The sequence below is a fragment of the Rhodoblastus sp. 17X3 genome, from assembly GCF_030056575.1.
GTDB lineage: Bacteria > Pseudomonadota > Alphaproteobacteria > Rhizobiales > Beijerinckiaceae > Rhodoblastus.
In genome coordinates this window covers 292,846-305,780 of sequence record NZ_JASHHX010000002.1, presented here as the reverse complement: position 1 = coordinate 305,780, position 12,935 = coordinate 292,846, and the positions used below count along the sequence as shown (strand labels likewise).

The 12,935-nt window shown below is 64.2% G+C and carries 12 protein-coding genes and 2 tRNA genes; 5 read left to right on the top strand and 9 right to left on the bottom strand.

Annotated elements, in window-relative coordinates; translation table 11 throughout:
• Positions 1-153 precede the first annotated feature (153 nt).
• The 8 genes from glnA to QM467_RS04065 all read right to left on the bottom strand — a co-directional run bounded on the left by glnA (position 154) and on the right by QM467_RS04065 (position 7,799).
• Positions 154-1,563 carry a type I glutamate--ammonia ligase gene (glnA, locus tag QM467_RS04100; RefSeq protein WP_283365023.1) on the bottom strand — a complete coding sequence of 470 codons (1,410 nt, stop codon included), beginning with the start codon at positions 1,561-1,563 and terminating at the stop codon, positions 154-156.
• A 63-nt stretch (positions 1,564-1,626) separates the two neighbouring features.
• Positions 1,627-1,965 carry a P-II family nitrogen regulator gene (locus QM467_RS04095; RefSeq protein ID WP_283365022.1) on the bottom strand — a complete coding sequence of 113 codons (339 nt, stop codon included), beginning with the start codon at positions 1,963-1,965 and terminating at the stop codon, positions 1,627-1,629.
• A 366-nt stretch (positions 1,966-2,331) separates the two neighbouring features.
• Positions 2,332-3,207: a 3-mercaptopyruvate sulfurtransferase gene (sseA, locus tag QM467_RS04090; RefSeq protein ID WP_283365021.1), complete on the bottom strand. Its 876-nt coding sequence runs from the start codon at positions 3,205-3,207 to the stop codon at positions 2,332-2,334.
• 77 nt (positions 3,208-3,284) lie between these two features.
• The gene (locus tag QM467_RS04085; RefSeq protein ID WP_283365020.1) at positions 3,285-4,301 is read right to left on the bottom strand and encodes a cysteine synthase A; all 1,017 of its coding nucleotides are present in this window, start codon (positions 4,299-4,301) and stop codon (positions 3,285-3,287) included.
• Positions 4,302-4,368: 67 nt separating this feature from the next.
• A complete protein-coding gene (locus QM467_RS04080) occupies positions 4,369-5,805 on the bottom strand; it encodes a cryptochrome/photolyase family protein (protein ID WP_283365019.1) in 1,437 nt (478 codons plus the stop codon).
• A 157-nt stretch (positions 5,806-5,962) separates the two neighbouring features.
• Positions 5,963-6,703 carry a pseudouridine synthase gene (locus QM467_RS04075; protein ID WP_283365018.1) on the bottom strand — a complete coding sequence of 247 codons (741 nt, stop codon included), beginning with the start codon at positions 6,701-6,703 and terminating at the stop codon, positions 5,963-5,965.
• Positions 6,700-7,602 (bottom strand): class I SAM-dependent methyltransferase, encoded by a 903-nt coding sequence (locus QM467_RS04070; RefSeq protein WP_283365017.1) that lies wholly within the window; start codon positions 7,600-7,602, stop codon positions 6,700-6,702. The genes QM467_RS04075 and QM467_RS04070 overlap by 4 nt, the downstream gene beginning before the upstream one ends.
• A gap of 121 nt (positions 7,603-7,723) precedes the next feature.
• Positions 7,724-7,799 (bottom strand) — tRNA-Asn (locus QM467_RS04065).
• A 161-nt stretch (positions 7,800-7,960) separates the two neighbouring features.
• On the opposite strand from QM467_RS04065, the gene QM467_RS04060 reads away from it, so the two are divergent.
• The 3 genes from QM467_RS04060 to QM467_RS04050 all read left to right on the top strand — a co-directional run bounded on the left by QM467_RS04060 (position 7,961) and on the right by QM467_RS04050 (position 9,889).
• Positions 7,961-8,034, top strand: a tRNA-Cys gene (locus QM467_RS04060).
• Between the two features lie 257 nt (positions 8,035-8,291).
• Positions 8,292-9,146, top strand: coding sequence for a group III truncated hemoglobin (locus QM467_RS04055; protein ID WP_283365016.1), 855 nt, complete (start codon positions 8,292-8,294; stop codon positions 9,144-9,146).
• Positions 9,143-9,889 (top strand): hypothetical protein, encoded by a 747-nt coding sequence (locus QM467_RS04050; RefSeq protein WP_283365015.1) that lies wholly within the window; start codon positions 9,143-9,145, stop codon positions 9,887-9,889. The genes QM467_RS04055 and QM467_RS04050 overlap by 4 nt, the downstream gene beginning before the upstream one ends.
• Before the next feature lies 1 nt (position 9,890).
• Here QM467_RS04050 and QM467_RS04045 read toward each other — a convergent pair whose 3' ends face one another.
• Complete coding sequence (locus QM467_RS04045) at positions 9,891-10,730, bottom strand: EcsC family protein (protein ID WP_283365014.1); 840 nt, start codon at positions 10,728-10,730, stop codon at positions 9,891-9,893.
• Positions 10,731-11,053: 323 nt separating this feature from the next.
• Between QM467_RS04045 and QM467_RS04040 the strand changes: the two genes are divergently transcribed.
• Positions 11,054-11,665 (top strand): transglutaminase-like cysteine peptidase, encoded by a 612-nt coding sequence (locus tag QM467_RS04040; RefSeq protein WP_283365013.1) that lies wholly within the window; start codon positions 11,054-11,056, stop codon positions 11,663-11,665.
• A 104-nt stretch (positions 11,666-11,769) separates the two neighbouring features.
• Positions 11,770-12,855, top strand: coding sequence for a tRNA preQ1(34) S-adenosylmethionine ribosyltransferase-isomerase QueA (gene queA / locus QM467_RS04035; protein WP_283365012.1), 1,086 nt, complete (start codon positions 11,770-11,772; stop codon positions 12,853-12,855).
• Positions 12,856-12,935: the final 80 nt, after the last annotated feature.

Below are 12,935 nucleotides of genomic sequence, written 5' to 3'. Positions count from 1 at the left end.
TTTCCCCGCTTCATCGAAGCCTTTCCCTCGCTGTCTCTGCGTGGTTGCCCGCACTCGGCGCCTGTTTGGCGCGCCGCCCAGCCATTCCATTCCACACGCCAAACGAAAAGGGCGGCCTTTCGGCCGCCCTTCGCGCTTCCCTGAGCTTGCGGCTCAGTAGGAATAATACATGTCGAATTCGACCGGATGCGGGGTCATGTCCGTGCGCATCACGTCCTGCATCTTCAGCTCGATATAGGCGTCGATGAAGTCGTCGTTGAACACGTCGCCAGCCTTCAGGAAGGCGCGGTCCTTGTCCAGGCTCACGAGCGCCTCGCGCAGCGAGCCGCACACCGTCGGGATCTTCTTCAGTTCGCGCGGGGGCAGATCATAGAGATCCTTGTCCATCGCGGCGCCCGGATCGATCTTGTTCACGATGCCGTCGAGGCCGGCCATCAGCATGGCCGCGAAAGCCAGATAGGGATTGGCGGTCGGATCGGGGAAGCGAACCTCGACGCGCTTGGCCTTCGGATTGTTGCTCCACGGAATGCGGCAGGACGCCGAGCGGTTGCGCGCCGAATAGGCGAGCAGAACGGGGGCTTCATAGCCCGGGACCAGGCGCTTGTAGGAATTGGTCGTCGGGTTGGTGAAGGCGTTCAGGGCCTTGGCGTGCTTGATGATGCCGCCGATGTACCACAGGCATTCCTGCGACAGGTCGGCATATTTGTCGCCAGCCATCACCGGCTTGCCGCCCTTCCAGATCGACTGGTGGACATGCATGCCCGAGCCATTGTCGCCGAAGACGGGCTTGGGCATGAAGGTGGCGGTCTTTCCATAGGAATGGGCGACCTGGTGAATGGCGTATTTATAGATCTGGAGATGGTCGGCCATCGTGGTCAGCGTGCCGAACTTCATGCCGAGTTCGTGCTGGGCCGAGGCCACTTCGTGATGGTGCTTTTCGACCTTGACGCCCATGGCCGCCATGGCCGCGAGCATTTCGCCGCGCATGTCCTGCTCGGAATCGACCGGCGGAACCGGGAAATAGCCGCCCTTGGTGCGGACGCGATGGCCGAGGTTGCCGCCCTCATAGGCGGTGTCCTGGTTGGTCGGCAGCTCGACGGAGTCGAGCACGAAGCCGGTGTTGTAGGGATCGGCCTTGAAGCGGACGTCGTCGAAGACGAAGAACTCGGCTTCCGGACCGAAGAAGGCGGTGTCGCCGACGCCGGTGGTCTTGAGATAGGCCTCGGCCTTTTTGGCGATGCCGCGCGGATCGCGGTTATAGGGCTCGCCGGTCATCGGCTCGAGCACGTCGCACACGATCGACAGGGTCGCGGCGGCGAAGAAGGGGTCGAGCGTCGCGGTCGACGGATCGAGCATCAGCAGCATGTCGGATTCGTTGATCGCCTTCCAGCCGGCGATGGAGGAACCGTCGAACATCGTGCCTTCCGAGAACATTTCCTCGTCGACGAGGGCGACGTCGAAGGTCACATGCTGCCACTTGCCGCGCGGATCGGTGAAGCGGAGGTCGACATACTTGATGTCTTCGTCCTTGATTCTCTTGAGAACGTCCTTGGCAGTCGTCATTTCACGCCTCTTGTCGTTGGAGGTGACGTTGAAAAGGGGATAGGGGATTTTAAGGAGGAGGCGTCAGACGGCGTCCGGACCGGTCTCACCGGTGCGAATGCGGATCGCGCCTTCAATATTCGAGATGAATATCTTGCCGTCGCCGATACGTCCGGTCTGAGCGGACCGGCGGATGGCTTCCACAGCGCGCTCGACGGATTCGTCAGTGAGGACCAGCTCGATCTTAACCTTCGGCAGGAAGTCAACGACATATTCCGCGCCGCGATAGAGCTCGGTATGCCCCTTTTGCCGTCCGAAGCCCTTGGCTTCCGTGACGGTGATGCCGTGAAGACCGGCTTCCTGAAGGGCTTCCTTCACCTCGTCGAGTTTGAAGGGCTTGATGATCGCTTCGACTTTTTTCATTCCTGGGTATCACTCCCTGTCTTGCGCGGACCCGCCTCTTTCGGCTCGCCGCGCGCAACTCCAGCGTTCTAGCACCGCGCCGAACGACAAGCCAGCACAAGCACGGCGGAATTGGCGTCATTTTGCTCGCCGCGAGGGCAAAATCCGCAATTCCTGCCAGGATTTCGCGCAGGGACGGAATTTTGGCCCCAACCGGGCACGGGGCGCGACGTTGCGCCGCATTTCGCGCCAGCCCAACTGGAAAATCCACCCCTCCGACGGGGTTCCCGCTCCGTCAGCGAGCGTTTTCTTTCTTCGGGCGCGCAATTCTTCGTGAATGCGGCGCGAGGGCGCCCCTTTTTGAGGCGGCGCGCCTCGCGTTGCGACTCAGTTCGTTCCCGTCGCGATCGGCAGTTCAGGCCGCATGCCCCACTCGGACCAGGAGCCGTCATAGACCGGAACGGCGTCACGCCCGATCACGGCGAGGCCCAGCGCGAGGATCGAAGCAGTCACGCCGGAACCGCAGGTGGTCACCACCGGGCGCGCGGGGTCGTAGCCAGCGGCGGCGAAGGCTGCTTCCAGCTCCGCCTGAGGCTTCAGGCGGCCGTCCGAGACGAGATTGCCCCAGGGCAGATTGCGCGCGCCGGGAATATGGCCGGAGCGGAGGCCGGGGCGGGGCTCCAGTTCGTCGCCGCGAAAACGCGGCGCGGAGCGCGCATCGATGATCTGCGGGCCGCCGGGCGCGGAGGCCCGGGCGCTCGCCGCGCGCATGTCGTCCAGCGAGGCGACCAGGGCATGGTCGAGGCGGGCGGTGAAATGGCGGGGCTGCGGAATGGCTTCGCCCTCGGCGACGGGGCGGCCTTCCGCGATCCATTTGGGCAGGCCGCCGTCGAGAACGGCGACGTCGCGCTTGCCGAAGGCGCGGAAGGTCCACCATACGCGCGGCGCCGAAAACAGGCCGAGGCTGTCATAGACGACGACCTTCATGCCATCGCCGATGCCGAGCTTGCGAACGGCGCTCGCGAAGGCCACCGGGTCGGGCAACATGTGCGGCAGGTCGGTCGAGTGATCGGCAATGGCGTCAATGTCGAAAAAGACCGCGCCGGGGATATGAGCGTTCGCGAATTCCTCGGCGCCGTTTCGATTGACCGTCGGCAGATGCCAGGAGGCGTCTACAATGGCCACGCCCGGCGCGCCCAGATGCTGAGCGAGCCAGTCTGTCGATACAAGATAAGGTGACGTGTTGTCGGTGTCGCCGGTCATGTTCCGCTCCTTGGCTGGCGGCAAATTATAGGCCGGGCGCCCAACGCGAAACCCGTTCTTTCTGGCGAGTGAAGTTTTTACACAGCCGCTTTTTTGTCGAGCCAGGGCGGAACGGGCAGGTTTTTCTCGCGCAGGAAGGCGGGATTGAACAATTTGGACGCGTAACGCGCGCCGGAATCGCAAAGAACCGTCACAATCGTCTTGCCAGGGCCAAGCTCCCGCGCGAGGCGGATCGCGCCCGCAACATTGATTCCCGACGATCCGCCGAGAAGCAACCCTTCATTCTCGGCAAGATCATACAGGACGGGAAGAGCCTCCTCGTCCGGGATCTGATAGGCGACATCAATCGGCGCGTCGACCAGATTGGCGGTGATGCGGCCCTGTCCGATGCCCTCGGTGATGGAGGAGCCGGAGGATTTCAGCTCGCCGGTGGTGTAATAGGAATAGAGCGCCGCGCCGAAGGGATCGGCCAGGCCGATCTTGATGTCCGGATTGCGCGCCTTGAGCGCCATTCCAACGCCCGCGAGCGTGCCGCCGGTCCCGACCGCGCAGATGAAGCCGTCCAGTTTGCCGCCGAGCTGGTCATAGATCTCGGGGCCGGTGGTTTCCTGATGGCCGCGCCGGTTGGCGACATTGTCGAATTGATTGGCCCAGATCGCGCCCGCCGGACTTGTCCTCGCCAGTTCCTCAGCCAGACGGCCCGAATATTTCACGTAATTGTCGGGGTTCGAATAGGGGACGGCGGGCACCTCAATCAGCTCCGCGCCCTGCAGACGCAGCAGGCTTTTCTTTTCCTCTGACTGGGTTTCGGGAATCACGATCACGGTGCGGAAGCCGAGCGCATTGGCGACCAGCGCCAGTCCGATGCCGGTATTGCCCGCCGTGCCTTCGACAATCGTGCCGCCCGGCTTGAGCGCGCCCGTTTCGATGGCGTCTCGGATGATCGCCAGACCCGCGCGATCCTTCACCGAGCCGCCGGGATTCATGAACTCGGCCTTGCCGTAAATGGCGCAGCCGGTGGCTGCGGAGGCGGCGCGCAACTTGATGAGGGGCGTGCCGCCAATGGCGTCGAGAACTGTTTCCGTGACCTTCATGACAAACCCTATCGACTTTTGTCGCCATGCTAATGGCGCTGGCGCCGGCCTGCAAGCGCGGCGCCGATCAAGCCGGTTGCGCTGCGAAGGCGGCGAGCGCCCGGCGTCGGGCGAAATCGTGATCCACGACCGGCGACGGATAGGTATAGCCGAGTTTCACGCCCGCTTCGGCGAGCAGCGCCGGCGGCGCGGCCCAGGGCTTGTGGATGTGCGGCGCGGGCAGGCGCGCCAGTTCAGGGCAGAAGCGCCGGACATAGGCGCCGTCAGGGTCGAATTTCTCGCCCTGCAACACGGGATTGAAAATACGGAAAAAAGGCGCGGCGTCGGCTCCGCAGCCCGCGACCCATTGCCAGCTTGCGGCGTTGCTGGCCTCGTCCGCGTCGGCCAGCGTGTCCCAGAACCATTTCTCGCCCTCGCGCCAGTCGATCAGCAGATGCTTGGTGAGGAAAGAGGCGGCGACCATGCGGGCGCGATTGTGCATATTGCCCGTGGTCCATAATTCGCGCATGGCCGCATCCACGACCGGATAGCCTGTCCGGCCGCGCCGCCACGCCGCAAAGTCCTTCTCCGAGGTTGCGTCGTGTGCATAGGCGAAGGCGTCGAATCGCGAATTGAAGCTGCGCCAGGACAGATCCGGGAAGGCGTAAAGCAGGTGGCAGGAAAACTCCCGCCAGCCGAGTTCGGACAGGAATTTGTCCGCGCCGCGTGCTGGCGCTGGAACGGCCGCCCAGATCTGGCGCGGCGAAATTTCCCCGAAATGAAGATGGGCCGAAAGCCGCGAAGTCGCACCGAGATCGAGGCGGTCGCGATTGGTTCCGTAACCATCGAGCCTGTCGCTCAGAAAGTCACGTAACCGTTTTTGCGCCCCGGCCTCGCCCGCGTCCGGATCGGGAAAGCTTTCGGCCCAGTTCGGCCTGCCGGGCGCAAGGAGAAGCTTTTCGCGCGCAAGCGTTTGCGGGGCATCGGCAGGCCAGGCGGCGGCGCAAAGCCGCTCCGGCGCGGGTAGGGGCGGGCGGGGTTCGAGCTGTGCGCGCAGGGCGCGCCAGAAGGGCGTGAAAACCTTGAACGCGCCGCCCGTCTTGGGGGCGATATGCCAAGGCTCGGCGAGCAAGGCGCCGTTGAAACTGCAGACTTCGCGCCCCTGTTCGCGGAAAGCCTGCTTGAGGCGCGCGTCCTGCGCGATTTCGGCCCCGCCGTAGCGGCGGCTCCAGAAAATCCAGCTCGCGTTCGCGGCTTCCACCACGCGCGGAAGCAGTTCTTCGGCCGGCCCGCGCAGCAAATGGAGGGCGCCGCCCCGCCGCGCCAGTTCGCTTTCCAAAGCCGATAACGCCTGATCGAGGCGCCAGCGGCTGGCGCCGCCAGCAGGCCGCAGACCATCGCCAACCTCATCTAGAATGAAGACGCAGAGCACGGGAAGGCCGCTCGCCGCCGCGGCCGCCAGCGCCGGATTGTCCGAGACGCGAAGATCGTTGCGGAACCAGACGAGGGCGCAGGGTTGGGGCATGAGGGGCGCCTTTGCAGGGCGTTTGCGAGGAGGTTTCGGATCGGTCCTTTTACGTGAAAGGACAGGGAAGGATCACCGCCGCGCGGCGGAAAAACAGTCACGTAACCATCATTGGTTACGTGACCAAATTTGGTTACGTAACCTTATGGCCTGCGCTTCAGGTTTCCGCGAAAATTCGCGCGATCTCGCTTGCGTCGAGGACCGTAAATTCGCCCGGCTCCAGATCATCCGGCAAGGTCAGCCCGCCGACCGAGACGCGATGCAGCGCGACGACATGATTGCCGACGGCGGCGAACATGCGGCGGACTTGATGGTAACGGCCCTCGACAATGGTCAGCAGCGCCTCGGACTCGCCGAGCGCCTCCATTCGGGCCGGCAGCAGCGGCTTGTCCTCGCCTTCCAGCATCAGCGCGCCGGAAGCGAAAACCTCCGCCTCGTCGCCGCGCAAAGGGCGATCGAGCTTCGCGCGATAGGACTTGGCGATCTGTTGGCGCGGTGAAATGATTTTATGCAGCAGCGCGCCGTCGTCGGTCAGCAGCAGCAGGCCAGAGGTGTCCTTGTCGAGCCGCCCCACGGTGGACAGGGCCGGATCGCGCCGGCGCCAGCGATCAGGCAGCAGGCGATAGACCAAAGGTCCGGCTTCTTTATGGGAGCAAGTGACGCCGAGCGGTTTGTTCAGCATCACCGCGACGCCGGGCAGGGGATCCAGTTCCTCGCCATCCACGGTCAGGCGCGCGGCGAAAGCGTCGTCGGCGGCGACGCGTTGCTCGACATCGCGCAGGGGCGCGCCATCGAGCTTGATGCGTCCCGTTCGCGCCAGAATTTGGATTTCGCGTCGCGAACCGTAACCGAGATTGGCGAGCAGGCGATCGAGCCGGACCGACTTTGCGGCGCTCACTTGATCGCCTCGATGATCTTGTAGCCTCCCTCGGCGGCGATCGGCGCGACCGATCGGAATTTCTGCTCCAGCGCCGCCTCATAGGGGAGGTGGCGATTCGCCACCAGCCAGCATTGGCCTCCGGGGCGCAGATTGGCGGCGGCGGCGTCGATGAAGCTGCGGCCGAGCGCCTTGCTCTCCTTGCCCGCCTCATGGAAGGGCGGGTTCATAACGATGAAATCGAACGGCCCGACCGAAAGCGCGCGCACATCCGCCCAGAGAATCGCCACGCGCGAGTCATCGACATTGCGCGCGCAAAGTTCGATGGCGCGGCGGTCGATATCCACCATCAGCAGCGATTTGACTCGGGGCGAGGACAGGATCTTGTGCGCGATGACGCCGATTCCGCAGCCGAAATCGGCGCCGCGTCCCGAAAATTCCGGCAAATGGCGAATCAGGAGCGCTGAGCCGGGATCGATTCGGTCCCAGGAAAAGACGCCGGGCTGGGTCCACAGGCCGAGCGATTCGGAGAATCGCGGCGAACCGGCGTGAATCGCGGCTTCAAGAGCGGCCGGGTCGCCCTGCGCGGCCGCGCCGCAAATGCGATGGTGGCGCTTGGCGCTCTCCTCGCTGGGGCAGCCGAGTTCGGCCAGCTCCTTGGCGAGACGCCCGCCGCCCTTGTCCTTGGGCGCCATCACGCGAAAGGGTGCGCCGGTCGCGAGAGCCCTCAGGGCGAGCGCGAGGGCGCGGCGGCGCTCGGTGGCGCCGGGCGGCGCGAGCATGACGAGATTGTCCAGCGCGCCGGGCGGAAGGGCGGACAGATCCGCAGCGCCGGGACTGGTCGGCGAAAACTGGCGCGCATCCGCGGCGATGTCTGCGAGTTCCGGCGGCGGCGCGCCGAAATAATTGCTAAACGTCATTTTTTCCCCGGACGGTCGGGCTTTTATGGGCCTCGCGAAACGGCTTTCGCCGACTCATGAATCACGGCTTGTTCCGATGCCGGACCAAGCCTTAGCCGCCAAATCTTTCGAGGAAAAGAGGTGGCTCCCTGAGCAGGACTCGAACCTGCGACCCAGCGATTAACAGTCGCTTGCTCTACCGGCTGAGCTATCAGGGATCACGTTTGCGATGAGCGGCGTATAGCAGCGAAGAATCCGATTGAAAAGCCCGAAAACGAACTTTTCACGACAAGGGAAGGAAAGTTTGCCAGACCCTTGCCGCAGGCGCCGTCCTGCTGCTATAGGCGTCGTTGCGGTCTGGACGAACGTCCCCGCGTGAGGCCTCGTGGCGGAGTGGCTACGCAGAGGACTGCAAATCCTTGTACGGGGGTTCGATTCCCTCCGAGGCCTCCATTCTCCTGAAAAATCAGCGTTTTCTCCCCACCGCGCATCGCGTCGAGGAGGCAAATCTCTTCCGTCTCGCGCGCTTTTGGCGCGGATACGACGCGTTTCGCCGGCTTGCGACAGGACATGTCGTAAGTGAATCACATATTGTCTGGACTGCGCCCATATTCCCGTGTCCATGATGAAAATAGCCCCCGAAAACGCTGGCCCGCTTTATGCTCGCTGCCGAAAAATTAGCCACGCGGCAATTTCGAGGAGGGACCGGCATGCAGCCCCATCAGCGCCAGGACGCCGCCCATCGACTGGATCATTCGCCCATGCCCGCCGCGCATCGCGCCGGTCCGAGTCTGCCGCGCGCCGACGCCCCAGAAGTCGCCTTCGCGGGCTTCGCCTTCGTCGCGGGCGATCCGCCGCCGCGCGCCGGCCTGTTCGCGCTCACGCGGCGCATCGGCGAATTTCTCTATCCCGTGCTGTTCGCCGAAGCGGAGGACATGGACGCCACACTGACGCGCCTGCGCGCGGACGAGCCGGTCCTCGCCGCTGGCCTGGCCGACGGCTGCTTCTGGAGCGCCCGCGACAATGCGCGCCAGCGCCTTCATGTGCTGCGCGATCTTGTCGGCAAATATGATCCGCCCCTCAACGAGGACTTCCGGATGGGCCGCGCCGCGCCGGAAATCGCCGCGCTCATCCCGGATCGCGGCAAGAATCTGCCGGCCGGCGAGGGCGAGCACGCCGGGGAGCAGATCGACGCGACCGAAGACGAGTTGAAGGCCATGGTGCGCGCCTTCTATTCCGAAGCGATGGCGGACCCGCTGATCGGGCCGGTGTTCGCGCGCAATGTCTCGGATTGGGAGCATCATTTCGAGATCGTGCAGAATTTCTGGTCGCGCGCGCTGCTCGGCACGACGCGCTATCAGGGCAGCCCGTTCACGCCGCATCTGGCGATGAACCTGAAGCCAGAATTCTTCGACCGCTGGGTGGGCCTGTTCAGGAAAAACGCCGAGGCCAATCTCAAGCCGGCGGCGGCGCAGGCCGCCATTGCGCGGGTCGAGCATATGAGCGTCTGTTTCCAGGCGGGCCTGTTCCCGCCCAAAATCCCGCACCAGGAGCCGACGGCGTGACGGGAGAAGACGAGAGCGGCGCGCAAGCGTTTTTCCTTGCGATGCGCGAGAGTTTCGACCGGATTCTCGCCGTCGGGCGCGGCGATCCGCGACTCGTCGACGCCTTGACCGCGCAAGCTTTCGAGAGTTTCGACCGCAACGCCGAAATTCAAAGCGAAGGGCAGCCGGACCCGGCCTGTTCGCGCGGCTGCGACACCTGCTGCTGCCTGCATGTCTCGGCAACGGCGCCAGAGATTTTCTTGGCCGCACGCTTCCTGCGGCTGACCGCGCCGGCTTTCGCGCGCCATGGCGTCGACATGGCAAGCAAACTGGCCGGAGCCCATGAAACGACCGCTGGCAAGAGCCAGCAGGAGCGCTTTTCCTCTTGCCTGCTGTGCCCCTTCATCATTGGCGGCGCCTGCGCGATCTATTCGGTGCGCACGCTGGCCTGCCGGGGCCATGTCTCGTTCGACAAGGAGGCCTGTCTCGCCGCGGCGGCGGGAGAGGAGGATGCGGAAGCGCCGCTCTCAGCCGCCCATCGCGCTGTGCGCTCGCTGGTGCAAAGCGCCCTGCAGGCCTCGCTGCGCGACGCCGGGCTGGATTGGGGCGCGTGCGAGTTCCTCTCCGGGCTTGACCGCGCGCTGCATGACGAGGGTTGTGAAGCGCGCTGGCTGCGCGGCGAGCCGGTCTTCGCCGATCTGCATGAGAATAAAGCCGCCGCGCAGGACATGGCGGCCACTTTCGACGCCCTGCGCTCCCACTGACTCAGGCTGCGGGCGGCTGGATCTCGTCCGGCTCGCGCGCCCCGGCGATGCGTTGATATTCCGAGCGGACATGCTCCTGACCATATTTGCGCTCCAGCCGGCGCACGGTGAAATGCCCTTTCGCCAGGGATTGGAAATGGTCGATGAAGGCGACGTTGATCGCCGCGCCGCCGAAGGCGCCCAGCGCGGGCGTCGCCTGGGCGACGAATTTCTGGCTGAGGACTACGCCAAATCGCGATGCGATCTGCGATAGCAGCCTGAGCACCGCGGGAGCCGTCTCGTCGATGACGCCCCGGCTGGCGATATAGCGCGCCGCTTCCGAAACGGAGCGCGCCAGCAGGCTTCGGATGGCGAAATAGCCCGATTCCGAAACATTGTCGCCGGGAACGCGGCCGTCGAGCGCGAAGACTTCGAGACAGGCCATCGCGGCTTCCGGATCGCGGAGATCCTCGCCTTCGCCGCGCGCGATATCGACGATCGAGCGCAGCATGACAATGGTCGTGACCGGCAGTTCGAAGGGCAGGCTGGCCAGACCCAGCGCGCCGCCTGCGGCGCCGGAAGCAGCGGCGAGGATCTTGTGCCTGCGGTCGCGGTCGCGAAGGGGGCGGCCGTGCAGGCTGGCGAGCGCGGCGCGCAGGGCCAGCTTCATCGCCACCATGGTTGCGTTGTCGATGATCTTGGCGGCCTTTTCCGGCGCCAGATTCTTGAAGAAATTGACCTTTTGCCCGACGAGATTGGCGAGGCGCAGCGCGGGGCCAATACGCTCCAGTCGCCGCACCGCTTCGATCAGCGCAGCGTGGTCAGCGGGGGTCATCTGCGTCTTATCGAATTTCGGGCCCATGGGCGCCTTCCTGCATCAGACAGAAAATGTGGCCTTTTCGCGCGGTTTCAAGCCCTGAATTAACCTTCGCGAGCCGCAGTACGTTAACGCGTGCAATTCGTTAAGCAAAGCAGGAAAGCCTCCGACGCGCTTCCGCCGCGCTGTATGCCTTGAATCTCAAGCGTTACAGGCGAATGCGCGCAATTTGAATCAAATCGGGAAGTGAATATTATACTTAAGCCGATCAAAGCAAAAAATGAACGCATTTGTCTAAAATGCGGCGATTTTACTTAGCCGCATAACAAAAGGAGTTGGTCATTATTGCCCTATCAAAGGGGAATGACATGCGCCTTACGTCTCTTGCCGGTTTCGCTCTCGCCTTCGCGGTTCTCGCGTCGCAGTCGAGCGTTGTCAAAGCCTTCGGCAGCAAGGATGTCGCTTACGCCTCGGTCGGCGGCGAAACCAGCATTCCCTTCGGCTGGGTGGATTTCTGCCAGCGTTACAAGGGTGAATGCGCCGCCCCGGAACTGCCGGCGGCTGACGTCAACATGACCGAGAAGTCCATGCGCGAGATCGAACAGGTCAACGCCAAGGTCAATCATTCCGTCGAAGCGGTCTCTGACATGGACCATTGGGGCGTCGTGGATCGCTGGGATTATCCGATGGACGGCAAGGGCGATTGCGAAGATTACGCCCTGATGAAGCGCAAGATCCTGATCGAACGCGGCTTCCCGCGCCAGGCCCTGCTGATGACCGTGGTGCGTGACGAAAACAACGAAGGCCACGCCGTCCTGACCGTGAAGACCAATGGCGGCGAATATATTCTGGACAACCTCCACGACGAAGTGAAGCCGGTCAATCGCGTCGCCTATCGTCTGGTGAAGCGCCAGAGCCAGCAGGACCCGAATGTGTGGGTGGCGCTTGGCCCGTCGGCCCCGGTCTTCGCCTCGCGTTGATCGGCCCATACGGCAGATGAGAAACCCCGCTCCGGCGGGGTTTTTCTTTTGAGCTTTTTGGACGCGCGCTTTATGACCGCAGCCTCAACATAAGGCGAAGACGCGTGCGTGTAGACCTGTTCGATTTCGATCTTCCTCCGGAGCGGATCGCCTTGCGGCCTGCCGAGCCGAAGGAATCCGCGCGGCTTCTGGTCGTGGCGCCGCAGAGTTTTCAGGACGCCCGGTTCCAGGACGCTTTCGTGCGCGACCTGCCTCAATTCCTGCGGCCGGGCGATGTGCTCGTGGTCAATGACGCCAAGGTCATTCCGGCGCAACTATTCGGCTGGCGCAGGCGCGGCGACGCAGTTGCGCGCATCGACGTCACCTTGCACAAGCGCGAGGATGGCTACCGCTGGCGCGCCTTCGTGCGTCCCGCCAAGAAGCTGAAGCCCGGCGAAAAGGTTATTTTCGGCGAGCCGGGGGAGGGCGCCGCCTGCCAGGCTGGCGCGCTCTGGGCCGAGGTCGTGGAGCGCAACGAGGGCGAGGCGCTGCTCGCCTTCAACCTGTCCGGCCCGGCGCTCGACGACGCCATTCTGGCGGTCGGCCACATGCCGCTGCCGCCTTATATCGCCGCGCGGCGCGCCGAGGACGAGAAGGACGCGCGCGATTACCAGACCCTGTTCGCCGAGAAGTCGGGCGCCGTCGCCGCGCCCACGGCGGGGCTGCATTTCACGCCCGAACTGGTCGCCGCCGCGCGCGCAGCCGGCGCCGCAGTAGAAAAAGTGACGCTGCTGGTCGGCGCGGGCACCTTTCTGCCGGTCAAGGCCGAAGACACCGCCGATCATGTCATGCACTCGGAATGGGGATCGATCGACGCCGATGTCGCCGCGCGGCTCAATGCGGCGCGGGCGGCGGGCGGGCGCGTCATCGCGGTTGGCACCACTTCGCTGCGCATTCTGGAAAGCGCCGCCGCGCCCTCTGGCGAAATCATGCCCTTTGCTGGCGACACTGCGATCTTCATCACGCCCGGCTATGAATTCCGCGCCGTGGACGCGCTCATGACCAATTTCCATCTGCCGCGCTCGACCCTTTTCATGTTGGTCAGCGCCTTCGCGGGGCTTGAGCGGATGCGAGCGGCCTACGCCCACGCCATCAAGGAGCGCTATCGCTTCTATTCCTATGGCGACGCCTGCCTGCTGCTGCGCGGCTGAGGCGGGTGCGCTTTCAACGCCCCTGCGGTGCGAAAACCCTTTTCCTCCCGCGCGCCATTCTCTAGTTTCACGGCCTTATG

Coding starts and splice junctions, on each gene's coding strand:
- glnA (WP_283365023.1), bottom strand. CDS start 1,563: ATGACGACTGCCAAGGACGTTCTCAAGAGAATCAAGGACGAAGACATC.
- QM467_RS04095 (WP_283365022.1), bottom strand. CDS start 1,965: ATGAAAAAAGTCGAAGCGATCATCAAGCCCTTCAAACTCGACGAGGTG.
- QM467_RS04055 (WP_283365016.1), top strand. CDS start 8,292: ATGCAGCCCCATCAGCGCCAGGACGCCGCCCATCGACTGGATCATTCG.
- QM467_RS04080 (WP_283365019.1), bottom strand. CDS start 5,805: ATGCCCCAACCCTGCGCCCTCGTCTGGTTCCGCAACGATCTTCGCGTC.
- QM467_RS04085 (WP_283365020.1), bottom strand. CDS start 4,301: ATGAAGGTCACGGAAACAGTTCTCGACGCCATTGGCGGCACGCCCCTC.
- QM467_RS04070 (WP_283365017.1), bottom strand. CDS start 7,602: ATGACGTTTAGCAATTATTTCGGCGCGCCGCCGCCGGAACTCGCAGAC.
- QM467_RS04045 (WP_283365014.1), bottom strand. CDS start 10,730: ATGGGCCCGAAATTCGATAAGACGCAGATGACCCCCGCTGACCACGCT.
- sseA (WP_283365021.1), bottom strand. CDS start 3,207: ATGACCGGCGACACCGACAACACGTCACCTTATCTTGTATCGACAGAC.
- QM467_RS04040 (WP_283365013.1), top strand. CDS start 11,054: ATGCGCCTTACGTCTCTTGCCGGTTTCGCTCTCGCCTTCGCGGTTCTC.